The 17,276-nt window shown below is 50.7% G+C and carries 17 protein-coding genes; 8 read left to right on the forward strand and 9 right to left on the reverse strand.

What is annotated here, in order from left to right; translation table 11 throughout:
- Positions 1–7: 7 nt before the first annotated feature.
- Positions 8–1,222, forward strand: coding sequence for a tyrosine--tRNA ligase (tyrS, locus tag JWJ90_RS08445; RefSeq protein ID WP_205226776.1), 1,215 nt, complete (start codon positions 8–10; stop codon positions 1,220–1,222).
- A 274-nt stretch (positions 1,223–1,496) separates the two neighbouring features.
- Here the strand turns inward: tyrS and JWJ90_RS08450 are convergent, their stop codons facing one another.
- The gene (locus tag JWJ90_RS08450) at positions 1,497–1,901 is read right to left on the reverse strand and encodes a Fur family transcriptional regulator (protein ID WP_205226777.1); all 405 of its coding nucleotides are present in this window, start codon (positions 1,899–1,901) and stop codon (positions 1,497–1,499) included.
- 224 nt (positions 1,902–2,125) lie between these two features.
- Between JWJ90_RS08450 and JWJ90_RS08455 the strand changes: the two genes are divergently transcribed.
- Positions 2,126–3,178 (forward strand): tRNA dihydrouridine synthase, encoded by a 1,053-nt coding sequence (locus JWJ90_RS08455; RefSeq protein WP_205226778.1) that lies wholly within the window; start codon positions 2,126–2,128, stop codon positions 3,176–3,178.
- Here the strand turns inward: JWJ90_RS08455 and JWJ90_RS08460 are convergent.
- The 3 genes from JWJ90_RS08460 to glgP form a co-directional block, all read right to left on the reverse strand.
- Complete coding sequence (locus JWJ90_RS08460) at positions 3,120–4,406, reverse strand: radical SAM family protein (protein WP_338032306.1); 1,287 nt, start codon at positions 4,404–4,406, stop codon at positions 3,120–3,122. The genes JWJ90_RS08455 and JWJ90_RS08460 overlap by 59 nt on opposite strands.
- Before the next feature lie 18 nt (positions 4,407–4,424).
- On the reverse strand, positions 4,425–4,847 hold the full coding sequence (locus tag JWJ90_RS08465; RefSeq protein WP_205226779.1) for a hypothetical protein: 423 nt from the start codon (positions 4,845–4,847) through the stop codon (positions 4,425–4,427).
- 352 nt (positions 4,848–5,199) lie between these two features.
- Positions 5,200–7,377 (reverse strand): alpha-glucan family phosphorylase, encoded by a 2,178-nt coding sequence (glgP, locus tag JWJ90_RS08470; protein ID WP_205226780.1) that lies wholly within the window; start codon positions 7,375–7,377, stop codon positions 5,200–5,202.
- A gap of 529 nt (positions 7,378–7,906) precedes the next feature.
- On the opposite strand from glgP, the gene JWJ90_RS08475 reads away from it, so the two are divergent.
- The 6 genes from JWJ90_RS08475 (at position 7,907) to rlmB (ending at position 12,996) form a co-directional block, all read left to right on the forward strand.
- Entirely contained in the window at positions 7,907–8,419 is a 513-nt protein-coding gene (locus JWJ90_RS08475) for an OmpA family protein (RefSeq protein WP_205226781.1), read from the forward strand.
- Between the two features lie 180 nt (positions 8,420–8,599).
- Positions 8,600–9,115: an OmpH/Skp family outer membrane protein gene (locus JWJ90_RS08480; RefSeq protein ID WP_240194831.1), complete on the forward strand. Its 516-nt coding sequence runs from the start codon at positions 8,600–8,602 to the stop codon at positions 9,113–9,115.
- A 1,107-nt stretch (positions 9,116–10,222) separates the two neighbouring features.
- Positions 10,223–11,104 carry a YicC/YloC family endoribonuclease gene (locus JWJ90_RS08485; protein ID WP_205226783.1) on the forward strand — a complete coding sequence of 294 codons (882 nt, stop codon included), beginning with the start codon at positions 10,223–10,225 and terminating at the stop codon, positions 11,102–11,104.
- Between the two features lie 70 nt (positions 11,105–11,174).
- Positions 11,175–11,480, forward strand: coding sequence for a DUF370 domain-containing protein (locus JWJ90_RS08490; RefSeq protein WP_205226784.1), 306 nt, complete (start codon positions 11,175–11,177; stop codon positions 11,478–11,480).
- Positions 11,473–12,084 carry a guanylate kinase gene (gene gmk / locus JWJ90_RS08495; RefSeq protein ID WP_205226785.1) on the forward strand — a complete coding sequence of 204 codons (612 nt, stop codon included), beginning with the start codon at positions 11,473–11,475 and terminating at the stop codon, positions 12,082–12,084. The genes JWJ90_RS08490 and gmk overlap by 8 nt, the downstream gene beginning before the upstream one ends.
- A gap of 105 nt (positions 12,085–12,189) precedes the next feature.
- On the forward strand, positions 12,190–12,996 hold the full coding sequence (rlmB, locus tag JWJ90_RS08500) for a 23S rRNA (guanosine(2251)-2'-O)-methyltransferase RlmB (protein ID WP_205226786.1): 807 nt from the start codon (positions 12,190–12,192) through the stop codon (positions 12,994–12,996).
- Between the two features lie 98 nt (positions 12,997–13,094).
- Here rlmB and rpsA read toward each other — a convergent pair whose 3' ends face one another.
- The 5 genes from rpsA to JWJ90_RS08525 all read right to left on the reverse strand — a co-directional run bounded on the left by rpsA (position 13,095) and on the right by JWJ90_RS08525 (position 17,199).
- A complete protein-coding gene (gene rpsA, locus JWJ90_RS08505) occupies positions 13,095–14,267 on the reverse strand; it encodes a 30S ribosomal protein S1 (RefSeq protein ID WP_205226787.1) in 1,173 nt (390 codons plus the stop codon).
- A 109-nt stretch (positions 14,268–14,376) separates the two neighbouring features.
- A complete protein-coding gene (locus JWJ90_RS08510) occupies positions 14,377–14,904 on the reverse strand; it encodes a YfcE family phosphodiesterase (protein ID WP_205226788.1) in 528 nt (175 codons plus the stop codon).
- A gap of 151 nt (positions 14,905–15,055) precedes the next feature.
- A complete protein-coding gene (locus tag JWJ90_RS08515; RefSeq protein ID WP_205226789.1) occupies positions 15,056–15,769 on the reverse strand; it encodes a LolA family protein in 714 nt (237 codons plus the stop codon).
- Complete coding sequence (gene murI / locus JWJ90_RS08520) at positions 15,762–16,550, reverse strand: glutamate racemase (protein WP_205226790.1); 789 nt, start codon at positions 16,548–16,550, stop codon at positions 15,762–15,764. The genes JWJ90_RS08515 and murI overlap by 8 nt, the downstream gene beginning before the upstream one ends.
- Positions 16,551–16,755: 205 nt before the next feature.
- Positions 16,756–17,199, reverse strand: coding sequence for a Ros/MucR family transcriptional regulator (locus JWJ90_RS08525; RefSeq protein WP_205226791.1), 444 nt, complete (start codon positions 17,197–17,199; stop codon positions 16,756–16,758).
- Positions 17,200–17,276 lie beyond the last annotated feature (77 nt).

Raw genomic sequence — 17,276 nt, forward strand, 5'->3', positions numbered from 1 at the left:
GGAGAGAATGAAGTCGGTTGAAGAGCAGATAGCCCTGATCGAACGGGGCGCGGTTGATTTCCATTCACGGGAGGATCTTGTCAAGAAACTGACGAGATCTCTGGAAACGGGCAAACCTTTGACGATTAAAGCCGGGTTTGATCCGACCGCTCCAGATCTGCATCTGGGTCATACGGTTCTGATTCAGAAATTGCGTCATTTTCAGTTGTTGGGGCATGAGGTTAATTTCTTGATCGGTGATTTTACCGGCCTGATCGGTGATCCCACAGGGAAATCTGCGACCCGGCCTCCCTTAACCCCGGAAGAGGTTCAGCAGAATGCCGAGACCTATAAGGAGCAGGTTTTTAAGATTCTTGATCCCGAGAAGACCAAAGTCGTGTTCAACTCGGCCTGGTTGGGGGAGCTCAGTTCTTATGACATGATTCGTCTGGCTTCCGAGCTGACCGTGGCGCGTATGCTTGAGCGCGATGACTTTAAAAAACGATTTGAATCGAACCAACCGATTTCCATCCATGAGTTTTTCTACCCCCTGATGCAGGGCTACGATTCGGTGGCCATGGAATCAGATGTTGAGCTTGGGGGAACTGACCAGCTCTTTAATCTGCTCATGGGGCGTGACCTCCAGCGAAGTCGTGGCCAAGAGCCTCAGGTTGTCCTGACCATGCCGCTTTTGGAAGGGCTTGACGGGGTCAACAAGATGAGCAAGTCCCTGGGGAACTACGTCGGCATCTCCGAGACTCCGGACAGTATCTTTGGCAAGATCATGTCGGTCAGTGATGAGCTCATGTTTCGTTACTACGAGCTGCTCAGTGATCTCCCCATGGACGAGGTCGCAGCCCTGAAAGCAAGTATGGCTCAGGGGGAGGTGCATCCCAAAAAGGTCAAGGTACAGCTGGCCAAAGAGATGGTTGCCCGCTTTCATTCCTTCGAGGCGGCCGATGATGCAGAGCGGAATTTTGAGCAGGTCTTTGCCCGCCATGAGCTCCCCGATGAGATCGAGGAGGTGAAAATGGCTGCCGCAGATGAGCCCATCTGGTTGCCCAAGTTGCTGCACGACGCTGGCATGGTGAAATCAAGTTCCGAGGGACGCCGTATGATTAAGCAAAAGGCTGTCAGCCTGGAAGGCGAAAAGGTGGATGATGTCGATGCCACGGTGCCCGCCTCCGGAAGTGTCCTGCTTAAGGTGGGAAAACGAAGGTTTTGTCGCGTCGTCTTTGAGTAAGTGTGTAAGATCGCAGCTTCTGCTCAACTTTGCGAGATCGGGCTTGGTCGTTTTAAAGCAGGCTGCTCTTTCGAAACTTGATTGAAAAAGCTCATTGTTCAAGACACCCTAGAGTGATAGCCGAGCAGTAAGAGACGGTGCGTAGATAAAAAAAGAGCGGCTTCCCTTGGGGCTAGGGGAAGCCGCTCTTTTTTTGGAGTCCCTTTGTATGCAGCTGAACTGTCGGCTAGTGCTGCCTGGCTGTTTCTCTAGGATTCTTCTGTAAAAGAACGAATCAGTGCTGTTTCTTTTGGCAGTCGCTGCAAATTCCGGTGAATTCCACGTGGTGTCCCTGAATCATGTAGGCCGATGATTCCTTGGCCTGGGCGACCAGTTCCTTGACCACCGGTACATCGATGTCGTCGACTCGGCCGCAGACAGAGCAGCGGATATGGTAATGTTCATCCGTGGTCGCGTCAAAACGTTTTTGTGTTCCCCCCACTTCGATTTTGAGGATCATCCCGCTTTCGGCCATGAGCTCAAGATTACGGTATACCGTCCCCAGGCCGATACGTGGCAGCCGTTTACGAACCATGTCGTAGAGTTCGCTGGCAGTAGGGTGGGAGGTCACTTTGGAGAGTTCTTCGAGAATGATCTGGCGTTGGGTGGTCAGCCGAATCATTGATGCGGGTGCGTTCATGGTCATCTCATACGTAGTTGTTCTGTTCTTAAAGAAGAGGCAAAACTCCTGCGCGGTCAAGATGATATGGGCGTGGACGAGAAATATTGCCTCTTTGCTTTTATCTGCAAGCAAAAATGAAAATATATTACTAAATGATAATCATCATCAATTAACATGAACAGTAATTCACTGTCAAGCAAGAAGTGGCTTGTTTTGGCTGAAGACCTTGTCGTTTAAAGAAGATGCGCATCTCTACCCTTGATATCTGGCCCCCGTTATTGCTTGCGCCCATGGCCGGGCTCACCCATTCTGCTCTGCGAACCACCATTCTTAACTACGGTGGAGTTGGTTTGCTCTCCACCGAGATGCTCTCGGCCTCCCGTTTGCCGGTGGAAAACGAACAGATTTCACCGTACTTGGTTAAAACACCTGAAGAACAGCCACTTTCTTATCAATTACTCGTTGGTCAGGAAAAGCATGTATCCCCGGCTATTGGCCGTCTGGATCGGCTCCAGGCAGACTGTATCGACTTTAATCTGGGCTGCCCGGCGCCACAGGCCAGGCGTATGGGGGCCGGGAGTAGTCTTGCCGAAAATAGTAAACGTCTGCAACGAATCATGGCCATCAGTCGGCAGCAGACCTCTCGGCCGTTGAGCGCAAAAATTCGCTTAGGCGAAAGCTTTGATGCAAAGAGACTGAAAAATTTTTGCCTGATGCTTGCTGGCGAGGGGATAGACATGCTGACGGTGCACGCCCGCCTGCGGGGAGAGTCTTTTTCGAGAAAACCGCACTGGGAGTGGGGGGGGCAGGTAAAAGAGTGGCTCGATATACCGGTTGTCGTCAATGGCGGTATTGATTCGGTGGCATCAGCCCGGCTCTGTCTTGAGCAAAGTGGTGCCGATGGCCTGATGATCGGGCGGGCGGCGGCGATAAAACCCTGGATCTTTGCAGAGATCGCCCGAGAAATCTATGGATTGGAGATTGCTACTCCAGAGCCCGAGCTGCCACTGATGTATGCAACCTTTGCCCGAGCTTTGTGTGAGCGGTTTCGACCGGAGCGTCGATTAGGACGACTTAAGGAATTCACCCACTATTTTGCCAAAAACTATTTTTTTGGGCATCATCTTGCCACACGGGTCCAGTCGAGTCAGTCCTTTGCAGAGGCCTGGCAGCGAGCCAGCGAATTTTTTGCAAAGAGTGATCCGGACTTTGTACTTCCCTACCCTCTTTCGGGGCTTACGAGCGAAGAGGAGGATTGTAATAGCCAAAGCCGAGAAAGGGAAAGGCAGCCTTGAGTTGTGCAAACCAGCTGGCAATACCCAGCGGAGGACGGGATGGCTGATGTTGAATGGACTCAAGGTAATACTCTGGGTCCATATTGAGGTTACGCAGTTGAATAAAATCCGGGCGATATTTTTCGACTAAGGCTGCCAGCGCTTCAAATTCATCGGGATCGTCGGTGAAGCCTGGCAGAATAAAATAGTTCAGGGAAACATGGCGAGCATGTTTTTTCATCACCGCAATAGAATTGCAGACATCGTCTAAGGAAAAGCCGTTAGGCTGGTAATAGAGACGGTGCTTTTCCCGTTGGGCGGAGTTCAGGGAGATACGAATAGAATCAAGGCCAGCTGTTGCCAGCCGCTCCACCGCATCCGGGAGGCTGCCGTTGGTGTTGAGGTTGATCGTACCCTTGTCTGTGTGCTTACGCATCAGTCGGATAGCTTTCTCCATTACCTTTGCCTGCAGAAGCGGTTCTCCTTCACAGCCCTGTCCAAAGCTGACAATGGGCAGTGGTGCCGTTTGCAGATGATCAATGGCTATCTCGGCCAACTCTTTTTCAGTGGGCACAAAGGCTATGCGATCCTGGGTTGAAGGGCAACAGCCAGAGGGTTGCAGGGAAATGCAGCCCACACAGGCCGCGTTACACACCGGGGAACTTGGTAGTGGGGCCTCCCATCTGCCAAGAAAGTAGTTACGGGCAGCCGGGCAACCGTAGGTAAGGCAGCACTTGCCAAGATGTTGAATCAAACGGTTGTCACGGTGTTTTTTTAAGTGCGTCAGGGTGCGACGCTCCAGCAGGTCAAAATCGAACTGGTTGGCATCCTGACGGCAGTCCGCATCGCTACGAAAGGCTGCGACCCAGAATTTTCCATCGGCCCAGCCAACAGCTGTATAGGCAAAAAGCGGAAGACGCTGAGAGCAGTTTTCCTCGCTTTGATAGGCGGCCGTGTAAATAGCTGTATGGGCAGGAGCCATAAAAGCTGCCACGGCCTGAACCGGTTCATCATCCTGATAGGGATTGGTGGCTAGAAGTGCCGGCTCGCCGGTATCCGGCTCTATACCGATGGGAAGTCGCTGGGGCAGGGTGAAAAGTTCGCTCCCTTCCGGCAACTCTATGAGGTGCTCCGGTGAGGGCAGATAGATATGTCCGGCACCACTCCCCGCCATATATAGCCCATCGTAATCAAGGATTTCACCTTGGGCGTTTGCAAAAAGCAGGGAGGGTTGACTTGTTAGATGCACGTTGAAAGACCTGGTGGATCACCGGGGACGGATGCGTTTGAGGATGGAATCGACAGCTCGGTAAATATCCAGATCATCGCCAAAAACATCCTGAATGTGGGGGTGATCAATGAGATCTTCGATAATGTACTGGGTCAGGTAGAGGCTGATGACATTGGGATCGGGTACCAGATTGCGAATCGGTGCGATTTTAAACTGCATGTCAAACTCTTCCATCTCGCCCAACCCTTGCAGCTGTTTTGCCACACTTTCCTGAATGGCATGGACAGAGTTGGTCTCAATGATTTGATTATCCAGTAACCGCTGCACCAGGGCAACTGCCAATTCCGGCGCCATTTCCCGCGACTTTTTCAGCATCATGTTCCGCTCGCGTTCCCGCTTGCGGTCAATGGCATCAATGGTTTTGTTGGTTGAGCTACTTGGATTCATATGGCGGGCCATGGCATTGCTCCTTGTATAGTCTACTCGTTAAAACGATGTGTTGTTGAGTAAAGCGGGTGGCACGGGGAACCGGTGTCTTCACGATTCCACAGGAGAGAAAAATGGTGCCACAGCCGCGGTTCCTGGCCGTCTCAAGCCACACAACCTCCCCCCGTTGAAGATTATACATGATCTGGTGATGTATTTCCGGGATGATGGGGCGTGGGCGGTCGCAGGACCACTTTAATCTGGGGCCTGCTTAAAAAAGATGCCCCTCTTATACTGCACCTATCAGTGATAAGCACTGCTTTTGTAAAGGAAAAGGCCCAGCTCTAAAAATACTGGGCCTTCTGAATGCGTGTAAAAGTATGAATTATAACCTACTTTCTTCACTCTGATAGAGTTTGCGGAAACGTTCGATGGAACTCTGCAACTCCGGCGAGAGAGAGACTGCGTACTGATTGACGTACTCGGCAGCCATGCGGTGGGTATTAAAGATAGGGATATTGAGCCGCAGGTTTTCCAGGGCTCGGGTCATGAAGTCCTGCTGTTTGTTGTAGAAAATATCGAGAATCTGGGGCAACAGTTCGTAAAAGGCAGAGGAATCTTCCGCATAGAGGAGGGACTCCGGATCCTCGCTTAAATCGGCCTCATCAACGGGGCCTTCATAGCCAAACTTCCAGCCAGTAAGTCCGTTGTGGTAGCCCTCGACCCACCAACCATCCATGATGCTGATATTGGGCACGCCGTTCATGGCCGCCTTCATACCACTGGTTCCGCTGGCTTCCAAAGGTCGCTTGGGACTATTGAGCCATGCGTGCACACCCGCAACCATGAGTTTTGCAATATGCATATCATAGCCTGGAATGAAGATCAGTTTTCCCAATCCCTGACTGCGGCGGTAGAGTTCTTCTTGATTATCTAAAATCAGTTTTAAGACAGATTTTCCTGGCTCATCTGCCGGATGGGCTTTTCCCGCAAAGACAAAGTTCACCGGCCAATTATTTTTCAGTAGAATATCCGCCAGGCGGCCCATGTCATCAAAAATAAGATCCGCGCGTTTGTAGGTGGAGAAACGACGGGCAAAGCCCAGGGTAAAGACACCAGGTTCAAGCCACTGCTGTTCTGGCAGGCTGGAGAGAAAATTGGGGGGATCGATCCAGGTCTCGACCATCTGTTCCCGGTGACGACGCAGCATGATGTTGATATAATCGACGAGCGCTTGATTATCCGCCTGCCAGGCCTGGTGTAATTCCTGGCTGAGTTTCTGCTCCTGGGCAGGGATCAGGCTGGTGAAACAGCTTGGGTCCTGACGCCAGTTGGTTAAACTGGGCGAACGGTCAAAACAGGCCTTGCGCTGGGCGCTGATCCAGGTGAGATGATGCACGCCATTGGTTATGGCTTTGATTTTTGGCGCAAAGGCTGGGAACTGCTTTCTGGTCACATCGCGATGCAGGCGGCTGACACTGTTAATGGCCCGATTCAGGCGCATGGCCATGGCTGTGAAGTTGTATTCATGGGCTATGTCGTCGTCATGAGCCACTAGATTGAGAATCCGTTCAAAGGCCTTATGGCTGATGGAGGAGTAGAGGTCCCTTGAAAAACGATCGTGCCCTGCCTTCACCGGGGTATGAATGGTGTAGACAATCTGCTGGGCAACTTTCTGGGCAGCTGCAAGAATATCAGCATCTGTCATCAGCTCGCCAAAATTCTCACCATACTGCTTTTGCAGTTCTCGAACAATCATGTGCAGGGTCACGGTGACTCCGTGCTGCTCGTTGAGATGGAGCGTATGTGGTGTGAGTCCCAGTGCATCCACAAGAGGGAGAATCGCTGAACCAAGCATTCTTCGTTGGTTGGCTTTGATGATGGTGGACTTGGCGTTATAAAGTTGCTGGGCAGATTCCTTGACCCAGTTAGGCGCCTCCGGGAGGCTGTAATCAAGCAGAAATTCAGGCACAAAATAATCGCGGGCATCGCTGAGTTCAATTTTCATCCAGACCTGGGCCTGGACGACAATTGGATGTTGCAGGCCATTGTAAAATGGGATGTCAATGGTCAGCGGTTTGCCAGGTGCTCCTGGTGTGTGTAAAGGGAAAAGTGTCGGCGTTGCTCCCGGCTTCCAGTACGTGGCATGATCGATCTGCCCCACCTTGGAGTCGACAATCTGGGAAAAATACCCTTCGCGGTACAGTAGGCTGATCGCCAGGACCGGCAGGTGCAGGTCGGCAAAGGATTTTAAGGTGTCGCCGGCGAGGACACCGAGCCCACCACTGTAGTTGGGGATTTTACGCTCGTTGAAGCGATACTTCTGTACATAGGCGTTCAGCTGCGGGTTGGGGTCCTGGAGGATGTTCTCTGTCTCGAGAAAATCTTTAATGGGATGAAATACATCGGGATCTGCGCCAATTTCCATGGAGATATATGCAATGCTGTTAATCTCCGGGTTGGCAAGATTTGACCAGACGGTATCAAAAAGCTCTTGGGAGACACCAAAATAGGTGCCAAAACGGTTACTGCTGACAAGCGAAGCCAATGAAGAAGAGGACATCGTATATACACTATTAAAAAAATTAATAAAAATTCTCAATAAGCAAAAGAGACACGAAAGGACAAAACTTTAGGCGAGTTTAATCAGCCTCGATGCTTTTGCAAGCTTTTTCCCTGAATCCATGACGGTGGGGGGGCACTGAACAACGTATTCTTGTGATGAGACAACTTTTTTTTTACAAATTCATGTACTGTTCAGTTTCACCCGGCGCCCTTTGGGGCATTCATTAGTACGTCACCCTCATTGCCTGCAAAACACCGATAAAGTGTACTTTAATCGCTATGTTGCAGGCAATAAAACTGACGCACCGATGAATGCTCACGGATTAAGGTTTGTATTCGAGTCTGTCTAAAGAGAGCGCTTCCAGTACGCAACTCCTGGTAGATGGGAAGAAAAAAACGCCTGAGGGTGGAGGGCTTGCAGCCCAAGGACTTTGGGGCGGGCAAGAAATATTTGTTGTATTTCTTCAATGGTGCGCTACATTTGGAGCAACTGTTTTTAACTTAATTTCATCCATATGGAGGGAAAAATGAGCAGTAAAAAGATGTTGCATTTAGCCACCTTCGTGGTGCTTGTATTGGGCATGAGCCTGACAGGCTGCAGCAAAAAGACCGCCATGACTGCGCCGCAGATGAATGCATCGGAAGGGGCAGGCGTGCCCGAGCCTCTGGAGACAGAGGAAAACGGCATCATGGAAGGTCGAACCTCCGGGCCGATGGTTCCCGTTTACTTTGCCTTTGACAGCTCTAAAATTGAGGGCGAACAGATGCAACGTATAGGGATAAATGCTAATTTTTTGAAGAGTAATCCAAATTTTAACGTCCGGATCGAAGGAAACTGCGATCCGCGGGGTACCCAGGAGTACAACCTGGCCTTGGGTGAGCGCCGCGCGCTCAGCGCAAAAAAAGGCCTGATTGCACTGGGAGTTCAGCCTGACCAACTGACAACAGTCAGCTTTGGCGAGGAGAAACTGCTGCTTTTGGGCCATGATGAAATATCCTGGGCACAAAACCGAAGGGATGATTTTGTTCTTATAAAGTAAGCTGTTACTTCAATGCCAACAGCCGGGTGAGGGCACATGCTCTGCATCCGGTTTTGCTTTTTTCCTCTCTCCTGAATCCGTGAGCATTCAGGTCTCTTTTTCTTTCTCATTATCCGCCGCAGGAATGCATGTGGCAAAAATATTCATCTCAAATTATCTGGAGCATCAACTGTGAAAAACATGAAACGTGTGCTGGGGTGTGTGGTTGTCGTCGCCGTCTTTTGTCTGCAGAGCCAGGTTTCACTGGCCGCTAACGTCAAGATTGCGATCATTGACATGAAACAGGTGCTTGCCACATCCAAAGCCGGGAAAAAAGCCCAGGGCGTTATCGAGAAAAAAATGAAATCTTTGCAGGAGTCTTTCCAAAAAGACGAGAAAGAACTTGCTAAGATGCAGGATGAAATGAAAAAGAAAGGTGCTGCCTGGAGTGATAAGGTAAAAAAAGAAAAGGCGATAGCATTTCAGCAAAAACGGCGGGACATGCTTGAGACACGGGAAAAGGCTAACCGCGAAATGCAGGCTCTGCGGGAGGAAAACATCAACCCCATCCTCAAAAAACTTGAGGATATCGTCGATGACGTGGCCTCTGATAAAGGCTATACCCTTGTTTTGCCGAGAAACGTTGTGCTGTATTCTGCCAAATCTATAGATATCACCGATACTATCGTTTCAAAGCTGAATAAGGCGATGCGGTAAGCTTTTCCCTGAGTCCGTGAGCATTCATCGGCGTGTTGCGAACGATGAAGGTGGCGTGCTGATGGATGCCCCAAGGGACGGCGCGGGCAACTGAACAACAAATAAATGAGTTAAAAAACCTCAGTCTCGTTCACGGGATACCTTGTTCAGTGGTCACGCGCCGTCACGGATTCAGGTTTTCTTTTGCAGTATACTTCCCGTTTTCTTTCACCCTGCCTTTGGGCGGGTGCTTCTTAGGGAAATCTTGAATAATTGCTTTTTCTGCCAATCTCCCGGAGTCTGGCGCTTACCTCGTCATACTCAAAATTTTATCCTCGGAATATCAACTATATGCCTGCGGTAAAATTTTTCACAATCCTTGACCTTGATTGAAAAATCTAATTATTCAAGACACCCTTAGGCCCGAAGCAATTCGGATTAGGCGTCATTCAGGCGTATCTACGGCGGTTTCATCTGGAGCATTATGCGGTCGGCGCTCTCTAGCCGACCGCAGCGCAACTCTTTCTGCTTGCAGATATCTTCTTTTTGCCATTTTCCTGGCGATATTCACGTGGAAAATTCTGTTTTCTCTTGCTGCTTCATGGTATGAAAACCTGGAGAGAAGTCATTTTTTTCTTATAAAGACACTTCCTTTTCTAATGCGTCATCATGCAATGACGATTAGATACATTGATCTGGAATGAAGCCGATGCTTCCAATTCTATCGCCTGCGTGTTTTTGGGCAGAGTGTTCGGGGAGAGGGCTTCATCCTTCTAGTATGATACCAATATGTTACCTTGCTCTTGTGTGTGCTGATCGGTGCTGGTTTTACACGGAGAAGGGGGGCGGTGTATACATTTCAGAGAAGGGATTCTGATGCATGAAGGGAATGTATGATCGTTGCCGGGTGGAGGAGTGCACCTGGTTTTTTCTGTTGTCACCAGGCAGACGGTCTATTTTCTTTCTCCAGAATTCGCTTTCATTTATGAGGACTTACACGCCGTTTGCGCGGGGATAAACGAAGATGCTTCGTTTTTAAAAAGAATAAATGAACCTGGATGCTATGTGTTGATTGAACGCTCTGTTCCGGGTGAAGAGGCTCCAGGCCTCGAAGGAGTTTTAAAGAACATGCGACTGCGGAGTATGACAGGATTTGGAAGGGGGGAAGCCAGCGAAGGCGGGAGGGCTTGGGTTGCCGAAATTCGAACGGTGAATCACCGTTTTTTGGATCAGCGGGTGATTTTACCCCGACTTTTTTCCGCCCTTGAGGATCCTGTTAAAAAATTGGTTGCCAAGGTGTTGGACCGTGGTCGTGTTGATATTACTTTTAGCCTCCATGGTGTTTCTGCTGTAGAACCGCAGTTGGTGGTTAACGAGAGCGTTGCGCGGCAGTACCATCGATGTCTGCGGCAGCTCGTCGATGATTATCAGCTCACTGATAATGTTGAGCTCAGAGATATGTTGACCCAACGTGATATTATCAGCTTGGAAGAGCCTCGTCCGGATATGGACAGTGAATGGAAGGTGATCAGCCAAGCGCTGGAGGAAGCATTAAGTAACTGCAACGCCATGCGGGAACAGGAGGGGAAAGCCCTACAGGAAGATCTGCTCGGCAGATTGGAAAAATTTGAAGGTATTGTTGTCGAAATCGAGGGAAATATTCCCGAATTGCACCAGCAACGACAACATGACCTGCGTGCTCGTATCGGGAAATTGTTGGATGGGCTTGATATAGATCCCATCCGCCTGGCCCAGGAAACCGCTATCATGGCGGATAAAAGTGATGTCACCGAGGAAATTACCCGGCTGCATAGCCACATCGCCCAGTTCCGTGCATTTTTGTTGAGTGATGAACCTGTTGGCCGCCGTCTCGACTTCCTGTTACAGGAGTTTTTACGTGAGGTCAATACCCTCTCTTCCAAGATCGCCAATGCTGGAATTGCGCAACTGGGAGTGGAAATGAAAAACGAAATCGAGAAGTTGCGCGAGCAGGTGCAGAATGTTGAGTAAGGGCATGGGGGCTCTGAAGGCGAGTCCTCCATTGTGCTCCCTGGTCAGCTGCGAATGGAGATAAGGGCCTATGGATAGTCGTCTGGTCAATGTCGGGTTCGGTAACGCGGTGAAGGTGGGGCGTATTCTCGCTGTGGTTAATCCGGGGTCTTCGCCGATTCGTAAGCTCAAAGAAGAGGCCCGCCTGAAAAAACAGTTGATCGATGTGACTGAAGGGCGAAGAACCCGTGCTATTATTCTCCTTGATTCCGGCCATATGGTGCTTTCGTCGGTGCAGCCGGAAACCATAAATCAACGACTGGTGACGATGGATCAGGAGCAACGGAATCCTAAACATATGCTTGCCAAAATCAAGCAGGAGGCGAGTGATGCATAAAGGACTGCTTTTTGTCATCTCCGCACCTTCTGGCTGTGGAAAGACCACCATCCTCAAAGAGGTCATGCAGCGTATACCTGCACTGGTTTTTTCTGTTTCTCATACAACCCGAAACCCACGTTCGGGTGAGAAAGATAAAGAGCACTATCATTTTGTCTCTGTTGATGCCTTTATGGCTCTCCGAGATCAAGAACCCTGTGGCTTTTTAGAATGGGCCGAGGTGCATGGAAATTTCTATGGAACCAGTGTCGCCGAGGTCAATGCCCGATGTCAGCAGGGGCAGGATGTGATTCTGGATATAGATGTGCAGGGAGCTGAGCAGGTGCGCCAAGGGGCCCTGCCGGTGACCGTTTTTATCGCTCCCCCCTCTCTGGAGATTCTGGAGCAACGCTTACGTGGCCGGGGAACAGAGACCGAGGAGACCGTAAGCAAACGGTTAAAAAATGCCCGAGCAGAACTTGCCCAGGTCGATGCGTATGAGTACGTGATCGTCAATGATGTGCTTGAAGAGGCTGTGGAGGCCCTGTGCAGCATCATCATTGCCGAACGAAGCCGCCAACGACGCGATCGTCGTGGTGTGGCCCTGCAGTGGGCGGAGCACTAAGTCCTTTTCTTGTGCTCTCTTGAAGCGCCATGCAATAACAGCAAATTGCCTGGCATTGAGAACTCAAGGTTCGTGAGATTGTAGCTGTATTAAAAAGAGAGGCCAGTGAAGGCTCGTTCAAGAAAAAAACAACCATCATCTCCGGTCACGGAACCTCAAGAGGCCGCCAGCGAAGACCTGATCTGGGGAATTAATGCGGTTTCCGAGGCCCTGGCCCAGTCGGCTGGCGGAGGAGTGAGTGAAATCCTGGTGCAGTCGGGCAAGGCAGGCCCGCGTCTGCAACAGATTATAGATACAGCCCGCGAGCGCTCTATCGCTGTGCGCTTTGTCGATCCTGCACGTATGCGGGTTCCGCGTACCTGCCGTCATCAGGGGGTTGTGGCCCGTCTCAGTGAAGCGAAGTTGCTCGATTTGGACACCCTGCTCTCTGGGCTTGGCGAGCCTCGCCAGGAACAGGCCCCGAAGGTACTTGTGCTTGATTCCATTCAAGACCCACGTAATCTGGGCTCCATCCTCCGTTCGGCCCTGGCCGCCGGATTTTCTCGAATCATTATGACCAGGGAACGAAGCGTCCCCGTCACGGGTACCGTTGCCCGGACATCGGCTGGAGCTGTTGCTCATATGCAGATCTGCAGAGTGGTGAACCTGGCTGATACCCTCAATGTGTTGAAGGAGCGAGGGTTCTGGATTTTTGGGGCTGTGGCCGAGGAAGATGCAGCCTCGATTTATAGCACGGATTTCTCCGGGCCTGTTGCCCTGGTTATCGGCAGTGAGGGCAAGGGAATTCGTCCGCTTGTACGTAAGCAGTGCGACCATCTTGTAACCATTCCCATGCCAGGCAGTTTTAATTCGCTCAATGCCTCGGTTGCAGCCGCTGTCATCATGTTTGAGGTCGCTCGCCGCTCCTTGTAAGGCCGAAAAACAGGTTGAATAAAAAAACGCCGAAGTGGGGAGAACCACTTCGGCATTTTTTTCCGCCTTATGCGCGAGAAAAGCTCAATAGCTTGAGATTACTTCTTTTTCTTAAGCTGTGATTTGAGTAAATCCCCCAGTGTGCCCATGGACTGTGACTCCTTGCTTGCCGGTGGCGGCATGTAGTCCTCGCGTTTGTTTGGGCTGCTGCCCTCTTTGGCGACAAAATCTTCAGGAACCAGGGCGATACGCTTCTGTGCCTCGTCAATGGACTCTATCTTGACTGTCATTTCCTGGCCCACCTCAACCACCTCTCGTGGGTGATTGATGCGGCGACCTGCTCCCAGCTTCGAGATATGCATCAGGCCATCGATACCCGGCTCCAGGGTGATAAAAGCTCCAAAATTTGCCAGGCGACAGACGGTGCCCTGCTGAATGGAGCCGACCGGATACTTGGTAATAACCGTATCCCAGGGGTTGGGGAGCGTCTCGCGAAGGCTTAACGAGATGCGGTCCCGATCCCAATCAAGACGTTTGACCATCACCTCAACCTGCTGCCCCCGCTCAAGCACGTCATCGACCCGATCGGTTTGTCCCCAGGCCAGCTCGGAAATCGGAATTAATCCGTCCACACCGCCTATATCGACAAAGGCGCCAAAATCTCGAATCGAGGTGACCACGCCGCTGACCTGGTCGCCTTCACTGAGTTGCTCTTTCAAGGCTTCGCGTTGCTCGCGCCGCTGTTCTTCCTGAATGGCACGGGCGGAAAGAATGATGTTACGCCCCTGATTGGAGAATTCAATGATTTTGAAGGTCATTGTCTTCTCAAGGTACTCGTCGGCTGATTCGACCTTGCGTACATCCATCTGGGAATAGGGGCAGAAACAGCGTTGGTTGGCAACCGTGACGGAAAATCCACCTTTGACCTCACCGGTCACCTTTCCTTCTACTGGAATACCTGCCTGGAAGGCGTCTTCGAGTTCTCGGACTCCGCTCTGATTGGAGCCCAGTCGGGTGGTGAAGAGCATCTCGCCCCCACGGGCCGCTAGAAAAAAGACCTGAACAGCCTCCCCGATGGAGACGGTTAACTCGTCTTCCTCATTGCGCAGTTCAGAAGCCTGCAGGACCCCCTCACTTTTCCCGCCGACATCCAGAAAAATGGATTCGCCGCTGATGCCTACAATGCGGGCTTCGATCTTGGTGCCTGGTTTGAGGGCGGTCTGTGAGACCGTTTGTGCCTGGATCAGGTCTGCAAAAGTTTCGTCGCTCATGATGTTGTCTAGTTAGGAGAAAAAGTTACCAGCGAATTGTCTTGTATGGGGATGTGCTTGACTGATCATACTTGCACACTCCGGTCAATTCCGCCAGCCTCTGGTAAAATTATTTTTGAGGTTCAGTTTCAAAGATGAGTTTGCTGCCGACGAATTCGCGCTGGGTTTTTCCCAGCTCCAGGTCGACCAGAGCAAACGACGGTCTTTCTTCTTTCCCCAGTAAATCGCCAGGGTTCACCAGAAGGCAGGTGCCAAGGTGTTCACTGTGAAAAATATGGTCATGTCCATAACAGACCAGATGGTACACACCGGATTGCGCGACCTCTCGGGCCAGTCGCGGGTAATGGACAAAGGCTATCCGCCACTTTCCAAGCGTAATCTGGCCATGGGTACCATGATGCTCAATATTGGGAAAGAGCGTGCCGCAGCGTGATGAGATCAGATGTTGATCGCCGACATTGTTGCCGTAGATAAGATGGACCGGTCCCTCAAACGCATTGAGGTAACGCAGCATGAACGGTGAGATAAGGTCGCCGCAATGGATGAGAACATCCGCTTGAGCCTTGTTGGCTCTTTTGACGGCTGCGTGCAGGTTGGGGATCTGGTCGTGACTATCGGATAAAACGGCAATACGCATGGACGATGTGCTTGGGGCGTCGGTGTGCTGGCTCAGGGTAAAAAGGAGGAACAGGTACGCTTCTGTATGTACTGCTCCTCTTTACCCTTCTTCTGTGTTTGGGGCAATGGCTTTTGCAGCAATAGGCTGCAACTGCGAAAAAATTTCTTAATTACTGGCGAATGATTTCTGTTCCCGGGGCTAGGTCGAGCTTGAGTAGAGTCTCAGCCTGCTGAGCGCTTTTGGCTGGCAGGGTATCAAATCGCATGTTGCTGAAACTCAATTCGGTGAGAGCGCCAAAGTGATCTTCGAGAATGAGGCGTCGGAGTTGATAGGTACTATCATACCAGAGCTGGAGCCGTTTGAGCTGCGGATGCGGTGTTTTGGGGACCAGCTGGATTGCACGGGTCTGGTCGGGCGGTTCCTGGATCAGGAAGTTCGTATCTGCTGGGATCAGATCAAACTCATCGCTGAGTTGTTTGGATCCGGTGAACAGGGCAAAGGTGATATCGGCATCCTGGTCCTGAATGGGCGTAATGATGAGTTGCTTGTCCATCGGGGTGTATATGGAGAGTTCAACCCCGTTATTGAGTATCACCTGTGGCGTCGGTGTAGTGTAATCCCAACGCATGATGCCTGATGATGTTCCCTTGTTGCTTGCTGTTCGATAGAAGGCTGCAAAACCATTGCCCTCTTTGCTGCGACCTCCAGAATCGGTTATCTGGGCAAAATCGAATTGGAGGCTGTGAAGTTTTTCATATCTGGTTTGCAGTTGCGCAAGAGAATCTCGCAACTGTTGGTTGTTGGGAGCGGCAAAGCAACTGCCCGGAGGGAAAAAGAAAAGACAGCAGTAAAAAAACAGCAAAGAGCGCAAGAAGCTAAACATCAGTTTTCTCCAGATGAACAGTACGGCCGAAAATAGTGTTGGCCAGACTATGAACCGGGGCAGGCAGATCGGAAACAAAGAATCGATTGGTAACCTCGGGGGCAAAAAGTTCCTGGTGCAGGTCCTTGTTGACTGCAAGCAGGCCTCGTAAGTGCAAGGCAACTTCAACTGAGGAATCTATAATTTCTACCTTGCGACCAATACGCGGAGCAATGATTTTTTTGAGGAGCGGGTAATGGGTGCAGCCCAGGATCAGGGTATCGATCTGCTTGTTGCGCAGTGGCCGTATATATTCCTTGGTGATCATTTTTGTTTCTCGCCTGGCCAGCCATCCTTCTTCCACAAGTGGCACCAGCAGGGGACAGGCCTGGCTGTGTACCTGGGCCTTGGGGAATGCCTCGTGAATTCGTTGTTCGTAGAGCCCTGAGTTGATGGTCGCCCGAGTCCCTATTATTCCTATTTTTCCGGAACGACTAACCTTTGCCGCTTTTTGGACGGCCGGGGCAATAACATCAACAATGGGGGGTGAGTACTCCTGGCGCAGCATGCTAGAGGCGGTGCTAGCCGCTGAGTTGCAGGCAATAACGATCAGCTTTGCCCCCTGGGTGAGTAGAAATTCTGTATTTCTTCTGGAGTACTCGGCAATCATTGCCGGGCTTTTAGAGCCGTAGGGAGAGCGGGCGATATCTCCCAGGTAGACCAGTGGATACCCTGGGCACAGGGTCTCTATGGCGCGGGCAACGGTCATGCCGCCTACACCGGAGTCAAAAATACCTATCATTACAGTATGCCTACTTGGAGCAAAAGTGGTGCAAATAAAGCAATTAATGTGCTGGGAAGAACAGGGCAAGTGTGCCTGTGCATGAGATGTTCATGCATTGAAAGACGCTTCGTGCCTGAGGCGCAAAGCAACAGGACGCGCCAACCGAAACGCAATATTGGCGTATCGGTTGGCGCTACTCTACAGGATATTCGTTAGGAGGGAATTACTTTTTTTTGTTCGCGTCCTTGGTGCGTGCCTCAATGGCTTTGCGCAGGTTGTCGGGCAAGCCGCGTTCTTTACCAGATTGAGAACGTTTTTCTGATAAAGCCCTGGCACAAAGGGGTTGGCGCGCAGAAAAACCATATTTTTTACGATACTCTTTAGAGTCCAGGCCATGTGATTTTAGGTGCTTGGGAGAAAGCATCTTGAACTCCTGGCCACACTCCAGGCAAATGATTTTATTTTTCTGGATAGATTTTTTGGGGTCAATAGCAGGCCCCGAATCTTCCTGCTCTGCTTCAATGCCTGTGGATTCGGAATCCTGGAGTGATTTAAGGGTTTGGAATGTATCGTTAAGTGCCGCCTTTATTTCATCGGTTGTCATCTGTTTGCTGCCAATTTGAGATTGAATAATCTCGGCGGTCATTTCAACGAGTGATTTACTCATAGGATTCTCCTGAGTATTAATTTGAAAAAATTACTTATTTCTCCCCTCTATAGGCCAGTATAATTATAGATCGTCAA

Source organism: Desulfobulbus rhabdoformis (assembly GCF_016919065.1).
Taxonomy (GTDB): Bacteria; Desulfobacterota; Desulfobulbia; order Desulfobulbales; family Desulfobulbaceae; genus Desulfobulbus; species Desulfobulbus rhabdoformis.

Coding starts and splice junctions, on each gene's coding strand:
- tyrS (WP_205226776.1), top strand. CDS start 8: ATGAAGTCGGTTGAAGAGCAGATAGCCCTGATCGAACGGGGCGCGGTT.
- JWJ90_RS08450 (WP_205226777.1), bottom strand. CDS start 1,901: ATGAACGCACCCGCATCAATGATTCGGCTGACCACCCAACGCCAGATC.
- JWJ90_RS08455 (WP_205226778.1), top strand. CDS start 2,126: ATGCGCATCTCTACCCTTGATATCTGGCCCCCGTTATTGCTTGCGCCC.
- JWJ90_RS08465 (WP_205226779.1), bottom strand. CDS start 4,847: ATGGCCCGCCATATGAATCCAAGTAGCTCAACCAACAAAACCATTGAT.
- glgP (WP_205226780.1), bottom strand. CDS start 7,377: ATGTCCTCTTCTTCATTGGCTTCGCTTGTCAGCAGTAACCGTTTTGGC.
- JWJ90_RS08475 (WP_205226781.1), top strand. CDS start 7,907: ATGAGCAGTAAAAAGATGTTGCATTTAGCCACCTTCGTGGTGCTTGTA.
- JWJ90_RS08480 (WP_240194831.1), top strand. CDS start 8,600: ATGAAACGTGTGCTGGGGTGTGTGGTTGTCGTCGCCGTCTTTTGTCTG.
- JWJ90_RS08485 (WP_205226783.1), top strand. CDS start 10,223: ATGCGACTGCGGAGTATGACAGGATTTGGAAGGGGGGAAGCCAGCGAA.
- JWJ90_RS08490 (WP_205226784.1), top strand. CDS start 11,175: ATGGATAGTCGTCTGGTCAATGTCGGGTTCGGTAACGCGGTGAAGGTG.
- gmk (WP_205226785.1), top strand. CDS start 11,473: ATGCATAAAGGACTGCTTTTTGTCATCTCCGCACCTTCTGGCTGTGGA.
- rpsA (WP_205226787.1), bottom strand. CDS start 14,267: ATGAGCGACGAAACTTTTGCAGACCTGATCCAGGCACAAACGGTCTCA.
- JWJ90_RS08510 (WP_205226788.1), bottom strand. CDS start 14,904: ATGCGTATTGCCGTTTTATCCGATAGTCACGACCAGATCCCCAACCTG.
- JWJ90_RS08515 (WP_205226789.1), bottom strand. CDS start 15,769: ATGTTTAGCTTCTTGCGCTCTTTGCTGTTTTTTTACTGCTGTCTTTTC.
- murI (WP_205226790.1), bottom strand. CDS start 16,550: ATGATAGGTATTTTTGACTCCGGTGTAGGCGGCATGACCGTTGCCCGC.
- JWJ90_RS08525 (WP_205226791.1), bottom strand. CDS start 17,199: ATGAGTAAATCACTCGTTGAAATGACCGCCGAGATTATTCAATCTCAA.